Origin of the sequence: Bradyrhizobium sp. AZCC 1577 (assembly GCF_036924575.1) — a bacterium.
Classification (GTDB): domain Bacteria; phylum Pseudomonadota; class Alphaproteobacteria; order Rhizobiales; family Xanthobacteraceae; genus Bradyrhizobium.
Window position 1 is genome coordinate 4,411,572 of the sequence record NZ_JAZHRQ010000001.1, and the last position, 14,410, is coordinate 4,425,981.

Genomic DNA, 14,410 nt, shown 5'->3' on the forward strand with positions numbered 1-14,410 from the left:
ACGACCATGGAGTATTATGCAGGAATCGACGCGTCATTGGAATGCTCGAGCGTGTGCGTTGTCGACGCTAGTGGCAAGATCGTGCGCGAGGCCAAGGTGGCGAGCGAGCCGCAAACCCTGATCGCCTGGTTCGGTTCGCTGGGCTTCGGCCTGGAACGGATCGGCCTGGAGGCCGGACCTTTGTCGCAATGGCTGTTTGCAGCAATGAAGGCAGCCGGCCTTGCCGTGGAACTGCTGGAGACGCGGCACGTGCGGAAGGCGTTCGAGGCGATGCCGGTCAAGTCGGACCGCAACGATGCACGCGGCATCGCGCAACTGATGCGGCTGGGCTGGTTCCGGCCGGTGCATTGCAAATCGATGAGTGCGCAAGAGACTCGATCGTTGCTGACGGCACGCAGCTGGTGCAATTGAAGCTTCTCGACGTGGAGAACAGTCTGCGCGGGATCCTGCGCGGTTTTGGCTTAAAGGTTGGCAAAACGAGCAGGCAGGAGTTCGCGGGACGGATCGAGGAACTCGTGGCGGGCCACCCGCACCTGCAGATGATCGCCAAGGCGCTGCTCGCGGTTCGGCATTTTTCGCGGCTTCCGGCCTTGTGTTTTCGCAGCCGATCCGGTTTCACTGCACCTCTTCCGGTAGCCCACTGATTCCTCGAGTTGTCCCATGCGGTTGTCGCGGTTTTTTCTACCCATCCTGAAAGAGAATCCGAAAGAGGCGGAGATCGTCTCGCATCGGCTGATGCTGCGCGCGGGCATGATGCGGCAGGAGGCGGCAGGCATTTACGCCTGGCTGCCGCTCGGCTTCCGGGTGCTGAAGAAGATCGAGCAGATCGTCCGCGAGGAACAGGACCGCGCCGGCGCCCTGGAACTGTTGATGCCGACGCTGCAGCTCGCCGACCTCTGGCGCGAGAGCGGACGCTACGACGCCTACGGCCCGGAGATGCTGCGCATCAGCGACCGCCACAAGCGCGAGTTGCTGTATGGGCCGACCAATGAGGAAATGATCACCGAGATCTTTCGCGCCTACGTCAAATCCTACAGAAACCTGCCGCTCAATCTCTATCACATCCAGTGGAAGTTCCGCGACGAGCAGCGCCCGCGTTTCGGCGTGATGCGCGGCCGCGAGTTCCTGATGAAGGATGCGTACTCCTTCGATATCGACGAGGCAGCGGCGCGCCGGTCCTACAACCGGATGTTCGTCGCTTACCTGCGCACCTTCGCGCGGATGGGATTGAAGGCGATCCCGATGCGCGCCGAGACCGGGCCGATCGGTGGCGACCTCAGCCACGAATTCATTGTGCTGGCGGAAACCGGTGAGTCCGGCGTGTTCTGCAACAGCGATGTGCTGAACCTGCCGATTCCGCCCGACGATGTCGATTACGACGGCGATCTGACCCCGATCATCAAGCAATGGACGTCGGTCTATGCTGCGACCGAGGACGTCCACGACGCCGCTCGTTACGAGCGCGAAGTGCCGGCCGACAAGCGCGTCAACACGCGCGGCATCGAGGTCGGCCAGATCTTCTACTTCGGCACCAAATATTCCGATGCGATGAAGGCACTGGTGGCCGGCCCTGACGGCGTCGACGTGCCGATCCATGGCGGTTCCTACGGCGTCGGCGTGTCGCGGCTGGTCGGCGCCATCATCGAGGCCTGCCACGACGATGCCGGCATCAAATGGCCGGAGGCGGTGGCGCCGTTCACGGCCGTGATTTTGAACCTGAAGCAGGGGGACGCAGCCGTCGATGGCGCTTGCGAGAAGCTTTATCGCGAGCTTCAGGCCAAGGGTGTCGACGTGCTCTATGACGATACCGACCAGCGCGCCGGCGCGAAATTCGCGGCCGCCGACCTGATCGGCATCCCCTGGCAGATTCTGGTCGGGCCGAAGGGCCTCGCCGAGGGCAAGCTCGAGATCAAGCGGCGCAGCGACGGCTCGCGTGAGAATCTCAGTCCGGCGGAAGTGGTGGCGAAGATCGCGGGATAAGATATCCACTGCGGCCGATATGTTGGCCAATACGGCCACATTTGGCCCGAATCATGGGATTATCGAGTAATGGATGAGACCATGAACGAGACAGCCCGAACTCCGCCTTTTGCGCCCTTCGAATGGCTGCTGTCTGGGCGTTACCTGCGGGCACGTCGCAAGGAAGGCTTCATTTCCGTCATCGCCGGCTTTTCGTTCCTCGGCATCATGCTCGGCGTCGCCACGCTGATCATCGTGATGGCCGTGATGAACGGATTTCGCAAGGAACTCTTGGACAAGATCCTCGGGCTGAACGGCCACATCTTGGTGCAGCCCTTGGAATCGCCGCTAACCGACTGGAAGGACGTCGCCGAGCGCATCAGCCAGGTCGATGGCATCCGCCTTGCCGCGCCGGTCGTGGACGGCCAGGCGCTGGCGTCCTCGGCCTTCAACGCCGCCGGTGTGCTGGTACGCGGCATGCGCGCTGCGGACCTGAACAACCTCACTTCGATCGCCAAGAACATCAAGCAAGGCACGATGGAGGGATTTGACGAGGGGCAGGGCGTCATCATCGGACGCCGGCTCGCCGATCAATTGTCGCTGCATGCCGGCGACACCATCACGCTGGTTGCGCCCAAGGGCGCGGTGACCCCAATGGGCACGACGCCGCGCATCAAGCCTTACAAGGTCGCGGCCGTGTTCGAGATCGGCATGTCGGAATATGACGCAAGCTTCGTGTTCATGCCGCTGCCGGAGTCGCAGGCCTATTTCAACCGCAAGGACGACGTCACCGCGATCGAGGTATTCACCAGCAATCCCGATCGAATCGACGCGTTCCGCAAGAGCGTGACGGAGGCAGCCGGGCGGCCGGTGTTCCTGGTCGACTGGCGGCAGCGCAACTCGACCTTCTTCAACGCGCTTCAGGTCGAGCGCAACGTGATGTTTTTGATCCTGACCATGATCGTGCTGGTTGCCGCGCTCAACATCGTTTCGGGCCTGATCATGCTGGTCAAGGACAAGGGCCAGGACATCGCCATCCTGCGCACCATGGGTGCGTCGCAGGGCTCGATCATGCGGATATTCCTGATCACGGGCGCTGCGATCGGTGTGGTCGGCACGCTGACCGGATTTTTCGTCGGCATGCTGATCTGCCTGAATATCGAATCGATCCGGCAGTTCCTGTCCTGGATGACCAACACCGAATTGTTCTCGCCGGAACTCTATTTCCTCTCCCGGCTGCCGGCCGAGATCGATTTCGGCGAAACCACTGCGGTGGTGATCATGGCGCTGACGCTGTCGTTCCTAGCGACACTCTATCCGTCCTGGCGCGCAGCGCGCCTCGATCCCGTCGACGCGCTCCGTTATGAGTGAGGGCGCGATGGCCGAGGAGGCGGAAGATGTACCCGTTATCTATCTCCACGAGATAAAACGCGAGTACCGACAGGGCGAGGCGACGCTGACCATCCTCAACGGCGCCAAGCTTGCGCTGTGGGCGGGACAGTCGGTGGCGCTGGTGGCGCCGTCGGGATCGGGCAAGTCGACGCTGCTGCACATCGCGGGCCTGCTCGAAAGCCCCGACGATGGTGAGGTCTATGTAGCGGGCACGCCGACCTCGCAACTATCAGATATCGACCGCACCCAGATCCGGCGCTCCGACATCGGCTTCGTCTATCAATCGCATCGGCTGTTGCCGGAATTCACCGCGCTCGAAAACGTCATGCTGCCGCAGATGATCCGCGGCCTCAAACGCTCCGAGACGATCAAGCGCTCGCAGGAGATTTTGGCCTATCTCGGCCTCGGCGATCGCATCTCGCACCGTCCGGCGGAACTGTCCGGCGGCGAACAGCAGCGCGTCGCCATCGCGCGCGCGGTCGCCAATGCGCCCCGGGCGTTACTCGCCGACGAGCCGACCGGAAATCTCGATCCGCATACCGCCGATCACGTCTTCAAGGCGCTGATGCAGCTCGTGAAGGCGACGCAGGTCGCGATGCTGATCGCCACCCACAACATGGAGCTGGCCGGCCGCATGGACCGGCGGGTGTCGCTGGTCGACGGCCGGGTCGTCGAACTCGAATAACGGCGACGTCAGTAGACGTTGCGGTACCGCCTGTTGCGAGGTCCCGACGGTCCCTGAGCCTGTGCGTAATAGGGATTGACGACGCATTGCGCCGAGCGGCCCGACGCCGACATGTTGCACTGGGCCAGCGAAGTATATCTGCATTCGTAATAGCTGATCTTGCCGTACACATGCAGGCAAACCGGATAGCTGGGATCGTACGTCTGCGCTTGCGCCGGTGCAGCGGCCGAAGCTGCGCCGATTGCCAGAATTGCCAAAGCCAGAATGCGCATTTGGAAGCTCCTTGGGTTGGCGGCCGCGGGCGGTCTGCCGCAGCCCATGCAACCTTCAGTCGCTAAGCAGACGACCCACCAACGGCCGCGTCAAATCACGTTCGCGCGTTGCAAGGGCTCGCGGTCAGTAGCCGTTGCGGTAGCGCTTGTTGCGTCGTGCCGACGGTTCTTGCGATGCATGTGCGAAATACGGATTGATCTCGCATTGCGCCGAGCGTCCCGACGCCGACATGTTGCATTGAGGCAGGGAGGTATAGGCACATTCGTAGTAGTTGATCCCCCTGTTATAAACATGCAGGCAAACCGGATAGCGGGGATCGTAAGTCTGTGCCTGCGCCGGTGCCGCTCCGACTGCCAAAATTGCCAAAGCCAAAATACGCATCAGAATCTCCTTCGGGATTGGCGGCTGCGATCGGTCTGCATTTCCGCCTTGGCGTTGAAATAGGGATTCGCAGCGCAACCCGCATCTCGCCCGGAGGCGGTTGCCTGACATTGCGCGAGCGACGAAAAACTGCAATCGCCGGCACCGGCGCCGAAATCGCAGCCCTTGACGCAGTAGGGAAACTCGCGCGCCGCCGCCGGCATCGCAACCGCTGCCGACACAGCACCGGCGACCATGAGCGCCGGCAATGCCCTTCGCATGCATCCTCCGCCGCAGCGTTTGCAATCTTCAGTCGCTAAGCAGACGACTCGCCAACGTCCGCGTCAAATCACGTTCGCGCGTTGGAATGGCCGTCGGCGGGGCGCAAACAGGGCGCAACGAGCCCTCGGTGGTGGTCAGTACCTGCCGTAGCCGGGGGCGGGCGGCAGCGCGCGGCCGGGCAGCGGGCGATAGTTGGAGGGCGGCGGTTCGCTCTCGCCGACATAATAAGGATTGGCGATGCAGGTGAGAAAGCGTCCCGATGCAGTCGCCTGGCACTGCTCGTAGCTCGTGAACGTGCAGTAGCTCAGCGCCGGATACTCGTCTCCCTGAAGGCAGAACGGATATCGAGTGCCGACCGCTTCGGCAGGCGCAGCGCCGATAGCTGTCAATCCGATCGCGGTCAGCACAGCCAGAATCGCTCTACGCATTTCGAATCTCCCTCACGGCGCATCGGCACTTCGCGTTCCATTCTGATCGACACAAGCCGCAGCTCTGCAATCCCGTCAAGCCAATCCGCCTTGCAATACCGCCGCAAAACTAAAATGTGAATTTTTTGCGGCGAGGCTCGGCGCAATGTTTCAAAAGATGCCTGCAGGACAACATTAACTTACGTTCACACTGAGGCCGTTTGATGTGCGTTGTTGCAGTGAGGTTACAGCAATTCGAGCTGACGATGCTATGAGCATGCCACGGCCTTGGGGGCTGTCAAAAAAGGAACGGGAATAAGAATGAAGAAGGTTTTGCTTGTTACGGCCAGTCTGATCGCGCTCGGCGCGGCTGCGCCGGCTGTTGCTGCTGATCTCGCTGCGCGCCCTTACACCAAGGCGCCCCCGATGGTCGCTGCTGTGTATGATTGGACCGGATTCTACATCGGTGCGAACGGCGGCTATGGCACGAGCCGCAATAGCTGGAATCTCCTGCCGGGCGTTGGCACTTTCGGCGAAGGCTCCCATGACGCGGACGGCGGCACGATCGGTGGCCAGATCGGCTATCGCTGGCAGGCTGGCACCTGGGTGTTCGGCGTTGAAGCGCAGGGCAACTGGGCCGACTTCCAGGGCAGCAACCTCAGCCTGCTCGATCCCACGGTTCGCAACGAATCGCGGGTGAATGCGTTCGGCCTGTTCACTGGTCAGGTTGGTTATGCCGTCAACAACGTCCTGCTCTACGTCAAGGGCGGTGCGGCTGTGACCTCGAACGAGTATCGCAGGTTCGACGTTCCTACCGGCGCACTGCTGGCTACGACCAATGACGACACCCGCTGGGGCGGCGTGGTCGGCGCAGGCCTCGAATACGGCTTCGCCCCGAACTGGTCGGTCGGCGTCGAGTACAATCACCTGTTCATGCAGGACCGTACCTACGCCTTCACCACGCCGGGTGGCGCGTTCGCCGGCAATGTTCGCATCGACCAGGACGTCGATCTCGTCACCGCCCGCATCAACTATCGCTTCGGCGGCCCGGCCGTCACGAGGTACTGATCTCGCGCGCGACCTGCGACCAACATCGAAGCCCCGGGACCTTCCCGGGGCTTTTTTTATTGGTGTGGCGCGCCGGTTAACCAAGCCGGAATTGTCGTAAGACGCGCCGTGAGACGGACTTGACTCCAAGAACAAAAAAGGAACAATGTTCCTCATATGTTCTTTGACCGTGGGAGTCGGATCATGTTGCGGATGTTCGTGGAAGAGGCGGCGGCGCTGGCGTCGATTACGCTGTTTGTCGGGATGATCGCGGTGTGGGCGCAGGTGATCCCGCAGCTTTGAGGCGGGGCGGAGAACCGGCCCGATTCGGCTTGCGACGGGCTGGGGAAAAGCCGGATGGCGGGTGCGCAAGCGGCGTTCCGCGTGGACTCCGTCCGGCCAAGGCATCACCATTGCGGCGGCGAGTCGGCGCGCACCCAGCGGCCGATGATCGCTCCTAACCATATGCGAGAGCCTGTTAAGCGACCATGTCCAGTGCCGGATTCGTTCATCTCCACGTTCATTCGGCCTATTCGCTGCTGAAGGGCTCCATCAAGATCGCCAAACTCGGCGAACTGGCGAAAGCCGATCGCCAGCCGGCGCTGGCGCTGACCGACACCGACAACATGTTCGGAGCGCTGGAATTCTCCGACAAGATGGCTGGCTACGGCATCCAGCCGATCGTCGGCTGCGAGCTCGCCGTCGATTTCGGCGACCAAGATCCCAACGCCCGCAATTCGCTGGCTGCCACGCCGTCGCGAATCGTACTGCTGGCGGCGCGCGAGCGCGGTTACCGCAGCCTGATGCGGCTGAACTCGCGGGCGTTTCTGGAAACACCGGTCCATCAATCCCCGCACATCAAGCTCGAATGGCTGAAGGGCGATGCCGAGGATTTGATCGCGCTGACCGGCGGCCCCGACGGTCCGATTTCGCTGGCGCTCAACGCCGATCACACAGCGCTTGCAGCCGCGCGTATCGACCGGCTGGCGGGCCTGTTCGGCGATCGCCTCTATGTCGAATTGCAGCGCCATGGCATCGACAAGGAGCGTCGCGTCGAGGCCGGCCTGATCGATCTCGCTTACGCCAAGGGCCTGCCGCTGGTCGCGACCAACGAGCCATATTTCGCATCGAACGACGATTACGAGGCCCATGATGCGTTGTTGTGCATCGCTGGCGGCAAGCTGATCGCCGAGACCGACCGCGAGCAGCTCACCCCTGATCACCGCTTCAAGACCCGCGCCGAAATGGCGGTGCTGTTTGCCGACATTCCGGAAGCGCTGGCCTCCACGATCGAGATCGCCGAACGCTGCTCGTTTCGGCCGAAGACAAGAAAACCGATCCTGCCGCGTTTCACCGTCGGCGCCGATTCGGGCTCCGACGCGGCAACCGAAGAAGCCGTGGAGCTGAAGCGTCAGGCCGAGGCGGGGCTCGCACGGCGTCTCCAGGTTCATGGCCTGTCGCCCGGCGCGACGGAAGAGGAATACCAGAAGCGTCTCGCCTTCGAAATCGACGTCATCAACCGCATGAACTATGCGGGCTACTTTCTGATCGTCTCGGACTTCATCAAATGGGCCAAGGCCCACGACATTCCGGTCGGTCCGGGCCGCGGCTCCGGCGCCGGCTCGCTGGTCGCGTACGCGCTCACCATCACCGACCTCGATCCCATTCGCTTTGGGCTGCTGTTCGAGCGCTTCCTCAACCCCGAACGCGTCTCGATGCCGGACTTCGACATCGACTTCTGCCAGGACCGCCGCGGCGAGGTGATCGACTACGTGCAGCAGCGCTATGGCCGCGATCAGGTGGCGCAGATCATCACCTTCGGAACGCTGCAGGCGCGCGGCGTGCTGCGCGACGTCGGCCGCGTGCTGCAGATGCCCTACGGCCAAGTCGATAAGCTGACAAAACTTGTGCCGCAAAATCCTGCCGCGCCGGTGACGTTGGCGCAGGCGATCGAGGGTGAACCGAAGCTGCAGGCGTTTCGCGACGAGGACCCGGTGGTCGCGCGCGCTTTTGACATCGCCCAGCGCCTCGAAGGACTGACGCGCCACGCCTCGACCCACGCTGCCGGCATCGTGATCGGCGACCGACCTTTAAGCGAACTGGTGCCGCTCTATCGCGATCCCAAGTCCGACATGCCGGTGACCCAGTTCAACATGAAATGGGTCGAGCCGGCCGGGCTCGTGAAGTTCGACTTCCTCGGCCTGAAGACGCTGACCGTGCTTGACGTCGCGGTGAAACTGCTCAAACAGCGCAACATCCATGTCGACCTGGCGACGCTGCCGATCGATGATGCGCCGAGTTACCAGATGCTGGCGCGGGGCGATGTGGTCGGCGTGTTCCAGGTGGAAAGCCAGGGCATGCGGCGCGCGCTGATCGACATGCGCCCCGACCGGTTCGAGGACATCATCGCGCTGGTGGCGCTCTATCGCCCGGGTCCGATGGCCAACATCCCGACCTATTGCGCGCGCAAGCACGGCGACGAGGAGCCGGAATATCTGCATCCGATCCTGGAGCCGATCCTGAAAGAGACGTTCGGCGTCATCATCTACCAGGAACAGGTGATGCAGATCGCGCAGGTGATGGCCGGCTATTCGCTCGGCGACGCCGACCTGCTGCGCCGCGCGATGGGCAAGAAGATCCGCGCCGAGATGGAGAAGCAGCGAGCGATCTTCGTTGCCGGCGCCGTCAAGAACGGCGTGCCGAAAGGGCAGGCGGACACGATCTTCGAACTGCTCGCCAAATTCGCCGACTACGGCTTCAACAAGAGCCACGCCGCGGCTTACGCGCTGGTGTCCTACCACACCGCCTACATGAAGGCGCATTACCCGGTGGAGTTTCTGGCGGCGTCGATGACGCTCGAACTCAACAACACCGATAAGCTCTCGGAGTTTCGCGCCGAGGCGCAGCGGCTCGGCATCAAGGTCGAGGCACCGAACATCAACCGCTCGGGCGCCACCTTCGAGGTTGGCGAGAAAACCATCTACTATGCGCTGGCGGCGCTGAAGGGCGTCGGCCTGCAGGCGGTCGAGCAGATCGTGGAGGAGCGCAAGAAGGGCGCCTTCACCTCGCTTGCGGACTTCGCCGCCCGCGTCAATCCGCGCGCGATCAACAAGCGCATCATCGAAAGCCTCGCCGCGGCCGGCGCATTCGACACGCTGGAGTCGAACCGCGCCCATGTCTTTGCCGGGGCGGACGCGATTCTCGCTGCCTGCCAGCGCAGCCACGAAGCCGCGACGATCGGTCAGAACGACATGTTCGGCAATGCTGCCGACGCGCCGACCATCATGCTGCCGCAGATCGAGCCCTGGTTGCCGGCCGAAAAACTCCGCCGCGAATACGATGCCGTCGGCTTCTTCCTGTCTGGCCATCCGCTCGACGACTACGCCACCGTGTTGAAGCGGCTGCGGGTGCAGTCCTGGGCGGAATTCTCGCGTGCCGTGAAGACCGGTGCGACGGCGGGCAGAGTTGCAGCCACTGTGGTGTCGCGCATGGAGCGCCGCACCAAGACCGGCAACAAGATGGGCATCATGGGCCTGTCGGATCCGACCGGACATTTCGAGGCCGTGCTGTTTTCTGAAGGCCTGGCGCAATACCGCGATGTGCTGGAGCCGGGGGCGGCCGTATTGCTGCAGCTCGGCGCCGAGTTGCAGGGCGAAGACGTGCGCGCGCGGGTGCTGCATGCCGAGCCGCTGGATGACGCAGCGGCCAAAACCCAGAAGGGCCTGCGGATTTTCGTTCGCGACACCAAACCGCTGGATTCGATTGCACGACGGCTCAACATGCCGGAAGCATCGGCGCAAAACGGTTCGGCCAAGGGCCTGCCGGCGAAGCCGGCGCCCGCGCCGTCGGGGGGCGCCGATGGCGACGTCTCGCTCGTCATCATGCTCGATCTGCAGACCGAGGTGGAGATGAAGCTGCCGGGCCGCTTCAAGGTCTCGCCGCAGATCGCCGGTGCGATCAAGGCGGTGGCCGGCGTGGTGGATGTGCAGACGCTGTAGGCGGGCCGGAGCGGCGCGGATAGCGCTTGGCTGAGACGATATACTGCCAATTTGTGTCAGCATCATCGCCGTGATGGCCGCGGCCCCCTGCAGCTTGACGCGAGATAGACCAAGGTCGCCCTCGTTTGATCCAGATCAATTCGCTATGTCACGCCCGCCGGGTAGGGTTGCATTCCGGGAGGATGGAGCGTGGCGCAGACCACCAAACACCATGCCGATCAGGTGCAGGCGACAGTCGCGCATGGCTCGGCTGCCACGTCAGCTGTGGTTGCTTCCTGGCGCCGGTCGTCGAATTTTCATCGCCTCGACCCCGCCGAATGCAATCTGCCGCGCCGATTGAGCCGGGCCGAATTCGAATTGGCGCGCCGGCAGATCGAGCCGCTGGTTCGCGCCGCGCAATCCAATCTCGACCGGCTGTTTCTTGCCGTCGGCGGCGTCGGCTGTTGCGTGCTGCTGGCTGATCGCGACGGCGTGCCTGTCGACCGGCGCGGCGCCGCGTCCGACGACGAGACGTTCAGGGCGTGGGGTTTGTGGACCGGGACGGTCTGGAGCGAGGAGTGTGAGGGCACCAACGGCATCGGAACGTGTCTGGCCGAGCAGCGCGCGCTCACCGTCCATCGCGACCAGCATTTCTACGCGCGCAACACACTTTTGAGCTGCACGTCGGCGCCGATCTACGACCACGAGGGCAGGCTGGCTGCCGCGCTCGACGTGTCTTCCTGCCGCGCCGACCTCACGGAAGGGTTCGTCAATTTGATTGCGGTGGCGGTCAGCGATGCCGCCCGCCGGATCGAGACGGAGAATTTCCGGCTGGCGTTTCCGAACGCCCGCTTCCTGTTTGCGCCCGACATCAATCGCGGCGGCGGCGGGCTGATCGCGGTCGATGCCGATGACCTCGTCATCGGTGCAACGCGTTCGGCGCGGCTGGCGCTCGGCGTGACGCGGGATTTTCTGAAGAAGCCGTTGCCGGCGGCGGACCTGCTCGGCGGCGCGTCCAGTCCGGCTCGCGATCTCGACCAGGCCGAGCGGGCGGCCGTGCAACGGGCGCTGGCGCGCAGCGGCGGCAACGTTTCGGCCGCCGCTGAGGCGCTCGGCATCAGCCGCGCGACCCTGCACCGGAAGCTGCGGCGCCTCGACCTCCATCGCGCTCACTAAAGATTCTCCCGTTCGACTGTCGCAGTTCTGCGACACACGCCCCCGCGATCCGGTTTCGGTGGGCAGACAGCAAAACCGGCCTTCGCCATGGTTTTTTCCGAGCGCCGCATTCAGCGACGCCATAGCGAGGAACAGCCATGAACAAGGTTGAATTTTCACGAACTGCGAAGGCCCCGTTCGAAAGGCGATACGGGAACTACATCAACGGAAAATGGGCCGAGCCGCGCTCGGGCCGCTATTTCGAGAATTTCTCGCCGGTCAACGGCCGGCTGCTTTGCGAGGTCGCGCGCTCTGACGACAAGGACATCGAAGATGCGCTCGACGCGGCGCACGCTGCCAAGGAAGCCTGGGGCCGCACCAGCGTCGCGGAACGCGCGCTGATCCTGAACTGTATCGCCGATCGCATGGAGGAAAACCTCGATCTGCTTGCGCTCGCCGAAACCTGGGACAACGGCAAGCCGATCCGCGAGACCACCGCTGCCGACATTCCGCTCGCCATCGACCATTTCCGCTACTTCGCCGGCGCCATCCGCGCCCAGGAAGGCAGCCTATCCGAAATCGATCACGATACCGTCGCCTATCATTTCCACGAGCCGCTCGGCGTCGTCGGCCAGATCATTCCCTGGAACTTCCCGCTGCTGATGGCGTGCTGGAAACTCGCGCCGGCGTTGGCTGCCGGAAACTGCGTCGTGCTGAAGCCGGCCGAACAGACCCCGGCGGCGATCATGGTGTGGGCAGGCTTGATCGGCGACCTCTTGCCGCCCGGCGTGCTCAATATCGTCAACGGCTTCGGCCTAGAGGCCGGCAAGCCACTGGCCTCATCGCCGCGCATTTCCAAGATTGCCTTCACCGGGGAAACATCGACGGGCCGGCTGATCATGCAATATGCCAGCCAGAACCTCATTCCGGTGACGCTCGAACTCGGCGGCAAGTCGCCCAACATCTTCTTCAAGGACGTCACTGCCGAGGATGACGAGTTCTTCGACAAGGCGATCGAAGGCTTCGTCATGTTCGCGTTCAACCAGGGCGAAGTCTGCACCTGTCCGAGCCGCGCGCTGATCCATGAATCGATCTTCGACCGCTTCATGGAGCGGGCGTTGAAGCGGGTCGAGGCGATCGTGCAGGGCGACCCGCTCGATCCAGCGACCATGATCGGCGCGCAGGCATCTTCCGAGCAACTGCACAAGATCCTGTCCTATATCGATATCGGCCGCGGGGAGGGGGCGCAGGTGCTAACCGGCGGGGCGCGCAACGAACTGCCGGGCGACCTCGCCGGCGGCTTCTACGTCAAGCCGACGGTGTTCAAGGGCAACAACAAGATGCGCATCTTCCAGGAAGAGATCTTCGGACCGGTCGTTTCGGTCACGACCTTCAAGGATGACGACGAAGCGCTCGCGATCGCCAACGACACGCTCTATGGTCTCGGCGCCGGCATCTGGAGCCGCGATGGGAGCCGGCTCTACCGCTTCGGCCGCGCCATCCAGGCGGGCCGCGTCTGGACCAATTGCTATCACGCCTATCCGGCACATGCCGCATTCGGCGGTTACAAGCAATCGGGTGTCGGCCGCGAGACCCACAAGATGATGCTGGACCACTACCAGCAGACCAAGAACCTCTTGGTCAGCTACAGCCCGAAGAAGCTCGGCTTCTTCTGACATCCTTCTGACTTGGGCGACGGCGTTGCGCGGGGCACTTCAAACCCGCGCAACGACGTTTCGCGAATTCAAGAAGTTGTCATTGCCTTTTTCGATGCCGACCTACCCGAAACCGTCATTTAATCGAGTCGAGGGGGAACTGTGCTGCATCACGGGAGTATTACCTGAAATCGCAGTTACGGAGGTCCGCCATGAAAGTCAAAGACGCGATGCACAAGGGGGTCGACTGGGTCAACCCCGATACGCCTATCACCGAAGTCGCGAAACTGATGCGAGAACATGACATCGGCTGCATTCCGATCGGAGAGGACGACCACCTGGTCGGGATGGTCACCGATCGCGACATCGTCTGCAAAGGGCTTGCGGACGGCAAGTTCGACCCCAGCCGTGCGAAGGCGCGCGACGTGATGACCGAAGGCATCCATTGCTGCCGCGAGGACGATGACCTTGCCAAGGCCGTCCATCACATGGAGACGCTGCAGGTCCGCAGGTTGCCGGTGATCAACAAGAGCAAGCGAATGGTCGGCATGATCAGCCTGGGCGACGTCAGCCGTTCGGCGCCCAATGATTTGCTGGCCGGATGCGTGAAGAGCGTTGCCGCCCATCACTGACGCGCGGCAGCCCTCGCGCTAACGGGTACAGCCCGCGTCGAGATCGACGCGGGCGTCGGCATGATCGAGCGGCCTCAATCGTGCGTGCTGAAGTGGCCGCGCCAGGCCTTGGCGTTAAGTCGCGCGAATTGCTCGCCGTCCATGCGGATCAGCGTCGCATGATCGCCGGCCTCCATGTAGATATCCCGTCGCGGGTCGATGCTGTCGTCGACGATGACGTCGAGCCCATAGCACTCGCCAACCGGCGGGATCGCTCCAATGTCGCAGTCGACAAACAGCTCCGCGATCTCTTTTTCGCTCGCCAGGTCGACCTTGTGGCCGAGCTGACTTTTCAGGGTCGACAGATGCAGGTGATGGGAGGCCGGAAGAACGGCCATCATGTAGCCGCCGTCGCGGCGCAGCACGACGGCCTTGGCCAGCGCATCGCCCGGCACGTGGCAGGCTTCTGCTGTGCGCGTCGATGACTTCGTGGGGGCATGAGGGATCACATCGTAGGTGACGCTTTGATCCAGGTATTTTTGCAGGGTTGGGGCGACGGTCATGACGATTTCCTCCATTGCATGGGCATTCCGCACACCGGGAGGAA

At 63.0% G+C, this 14,410-nt stretch carries 13 protein-coding genes and 1 pseudogene; 9 read left to right on the forward strand and 5 right to left on the reverse strand.

Translation table 11 applies throughout. The annotated features are described in order from the left end of the window. Nucleotides 1-6 precede the first annotated feature (6 nt). The 4 genes and pseudogenes from V1278_RS20865 to V1278_RS20880 form a co-directional block, all read left to right on the forward strand. A pseudogene (locus V1278_RS20865) lies at nucleotides 7-569 on the forward strand (IS110 family transposase); the annotation flags it as partial. 91 nt (nucleotides 570-660) lie between these two features. Further along, a complete protein-coding gene (gene proS, locus V1278_RS20870) occupies nucleotides 661-1,980 on the forward strand; it encodes a proline--tRNA ligase (protein ID WP_334362959.1) in 1,320 nt (439 codons plus the stop codon). Nucleotides 1,981-2,049: 69 nt separating this feature from the next. Then, on the forward strand, nucleotides 2,050-3,330 hold the full coding sequence (locus V1278_RS20875) for a lipoprotein-releasing ABC transporter permease subunit (protein WP_334362958.1): 1,281 nt from the start codon (nucleotides 2,050-2,052) through the stop codon (nucleotides 3,328-3,330). Nucleotides 3,331-3,337: 7 nt separating this feature from the next. After that, nucleotides 3,338-4,036, forward strand: a complete 699-nt coding sequence (locus V1278_RS20880; protein ID WP_334362956.1) for an ABC transporter ATP-binding protein — start codon at nucleotides 3,338-3,340, stop codon at nucleotides 4,034-4,036. Between the two features lie 8 nt (nucleotides 4,037-4,044). Here the strand turns inward: V1278_RS20880 and V1278_RS20885 are convergent, their stop codons facing one another. The 4 genes from V1278_RS20885 to V1278_RS20900 form a co-directional block, all read right to left on the reverse strand. After that, the gene (locus V1278_RS20885) at nucleotides 4,045-4,308 is read right to left on the reverse strand and encodes a DUF3551 domain-containing protein (RefSeq protein ID WP_334362955.1); all 264 of its coding nucleotides are present in this window, start codon (nucleotides 4,306-4,308) and stop codon (nucleotides 4,045-4,047) included. 124 nt (nucleotides 4,309-4,432) lie between these two features. Then, nucleotides 4,433-4,690: a DUF3551 domain-containing protein gene (locus V1278_RS20890; protein ID WP_334362953.1), complete on the reverse strand. Its 258-nt coding sequence runs from the start codon at nucleotides 4,688-4,690 to the stop codon at nucleotides 4,433-4,435. Beyond that, nucleotides 4,690-4,950, reverse strand: a complete 261-nt coding sequence (locus V1278_RS20895) for a DUF3551 domain-containing protein (protein ID WP_334362952.1) — start codon at nucleotides 4,948-4,950, stop codon at nucleotides 4,690-4,692. Before V1278_RS20895 ends, V1278_RS20890 begins: the two co-directional genes overlap by 1 nt. Nucleotides 4,951-5,085: 135 nt before the next feature. Continuing rightward, nucleotides 5,086-5,379 (reverse strand): DUF3551 domain-containing protein, encoded by a 294-nt coding sequence (locus V1278_RS20900; RefSeq protein WP_334362951.1) that lies wholly within the window; start codon nucleotides 5,377-5,379, stop codon nucleotides 5,086-5,088. A gap of 300 nt (nucleotides 5,380-5,679) precedes the next feature. Here V1278_RS20900 and V1278_RS20905 point away from each other — a divergent pair, with 300 nt between their 5' ends. From V1278_RS20905 to V1278_RS20925, 5 genes are all read left to right on the forward strand, one after another. Further along, nucleotides 5,680-6,426 (forward strand): outer membrane protein, encoded by a 747-nt coding sequence (locus tag V1278_RS20905; protein ID WP_334362950.1) that lies wholly within the window; start codon nucleotides 5,680-5,682, stop codon nucleotides 6,424-6,426. 467 nt (nucleotides 6,427-6,893) lie between these two features. Next, entirely contained in the window at nucleotides 6,894-10,403 is a 3,510-nt protein-coding gene (dnaE, locus tag V1278_RS20910) for a DNA polymerase III subunit alpha (RefSeq protein WP_334382070.1), read from the forward strand. A gap of 189 nt (nucleotides 10,404-10,592) precedes the next feature. After that, nucleotides 10,593-11,558, forward strand: coding sequence for a helix-turn-helix domain-containing protein (locus V1278_RS20915; RefSeq protein ID WP_334362948.1), 966 nt, complete (start codon nucleotides 10,593-10,595; stop codon nucleotides 11,556-11,558). Nucleotides 11,559-11,695: 137 nt separating this feature from the next. Then, nucleotides 11,696-13,213, forward strand: a complete 1,518-nt coding sequence (gene adh, locus V1278_RS20920) for an aldehyde dehydrogenase (protein ID WP_334362946.1) — start codon at nucleotides 11,696-11,698, stop codon at nucleotides 13,211-13,213. Nucleotides 13,214-13,404: 191 nt separating this feature from the next. Next, nucleotides 13,405-13,824 carry a CBS domain-containing protein gene (locus tag V1278_RS20925; RefSeq protein WP_334362945.1) on the forward strand — a complete coding sequence of 140 codons (420 nt, stop codon included), beginning with the start codon at nucleotides 13,405-13,407 and terminating at the stop codon, nucleotides 13,822-13,824. A 74-nt stretch (nucleotides 13,825-13,898) separates the two neighbouring features. Here V1278_RS20925 and V1278_RS20930 read toward each other — a convergent pair whose 3' ends face one another. Then, nucleotides 13,899-14,366 carry an aminoacyl-tRNA deacylase gene (locus V1278_RS20930; RefSeq protein ID WP_028345827.1) on the reverse strand — a complete coding sequence of 156 codons (468 nt, stop codon included), beginning with the start codon at nucleotides 14,364-14,366 and terminating at the stop codon, nucleotides 13,899-13,901. Nucleotides 14,367-14,410 lie beyond the last annotated feature (44 nt).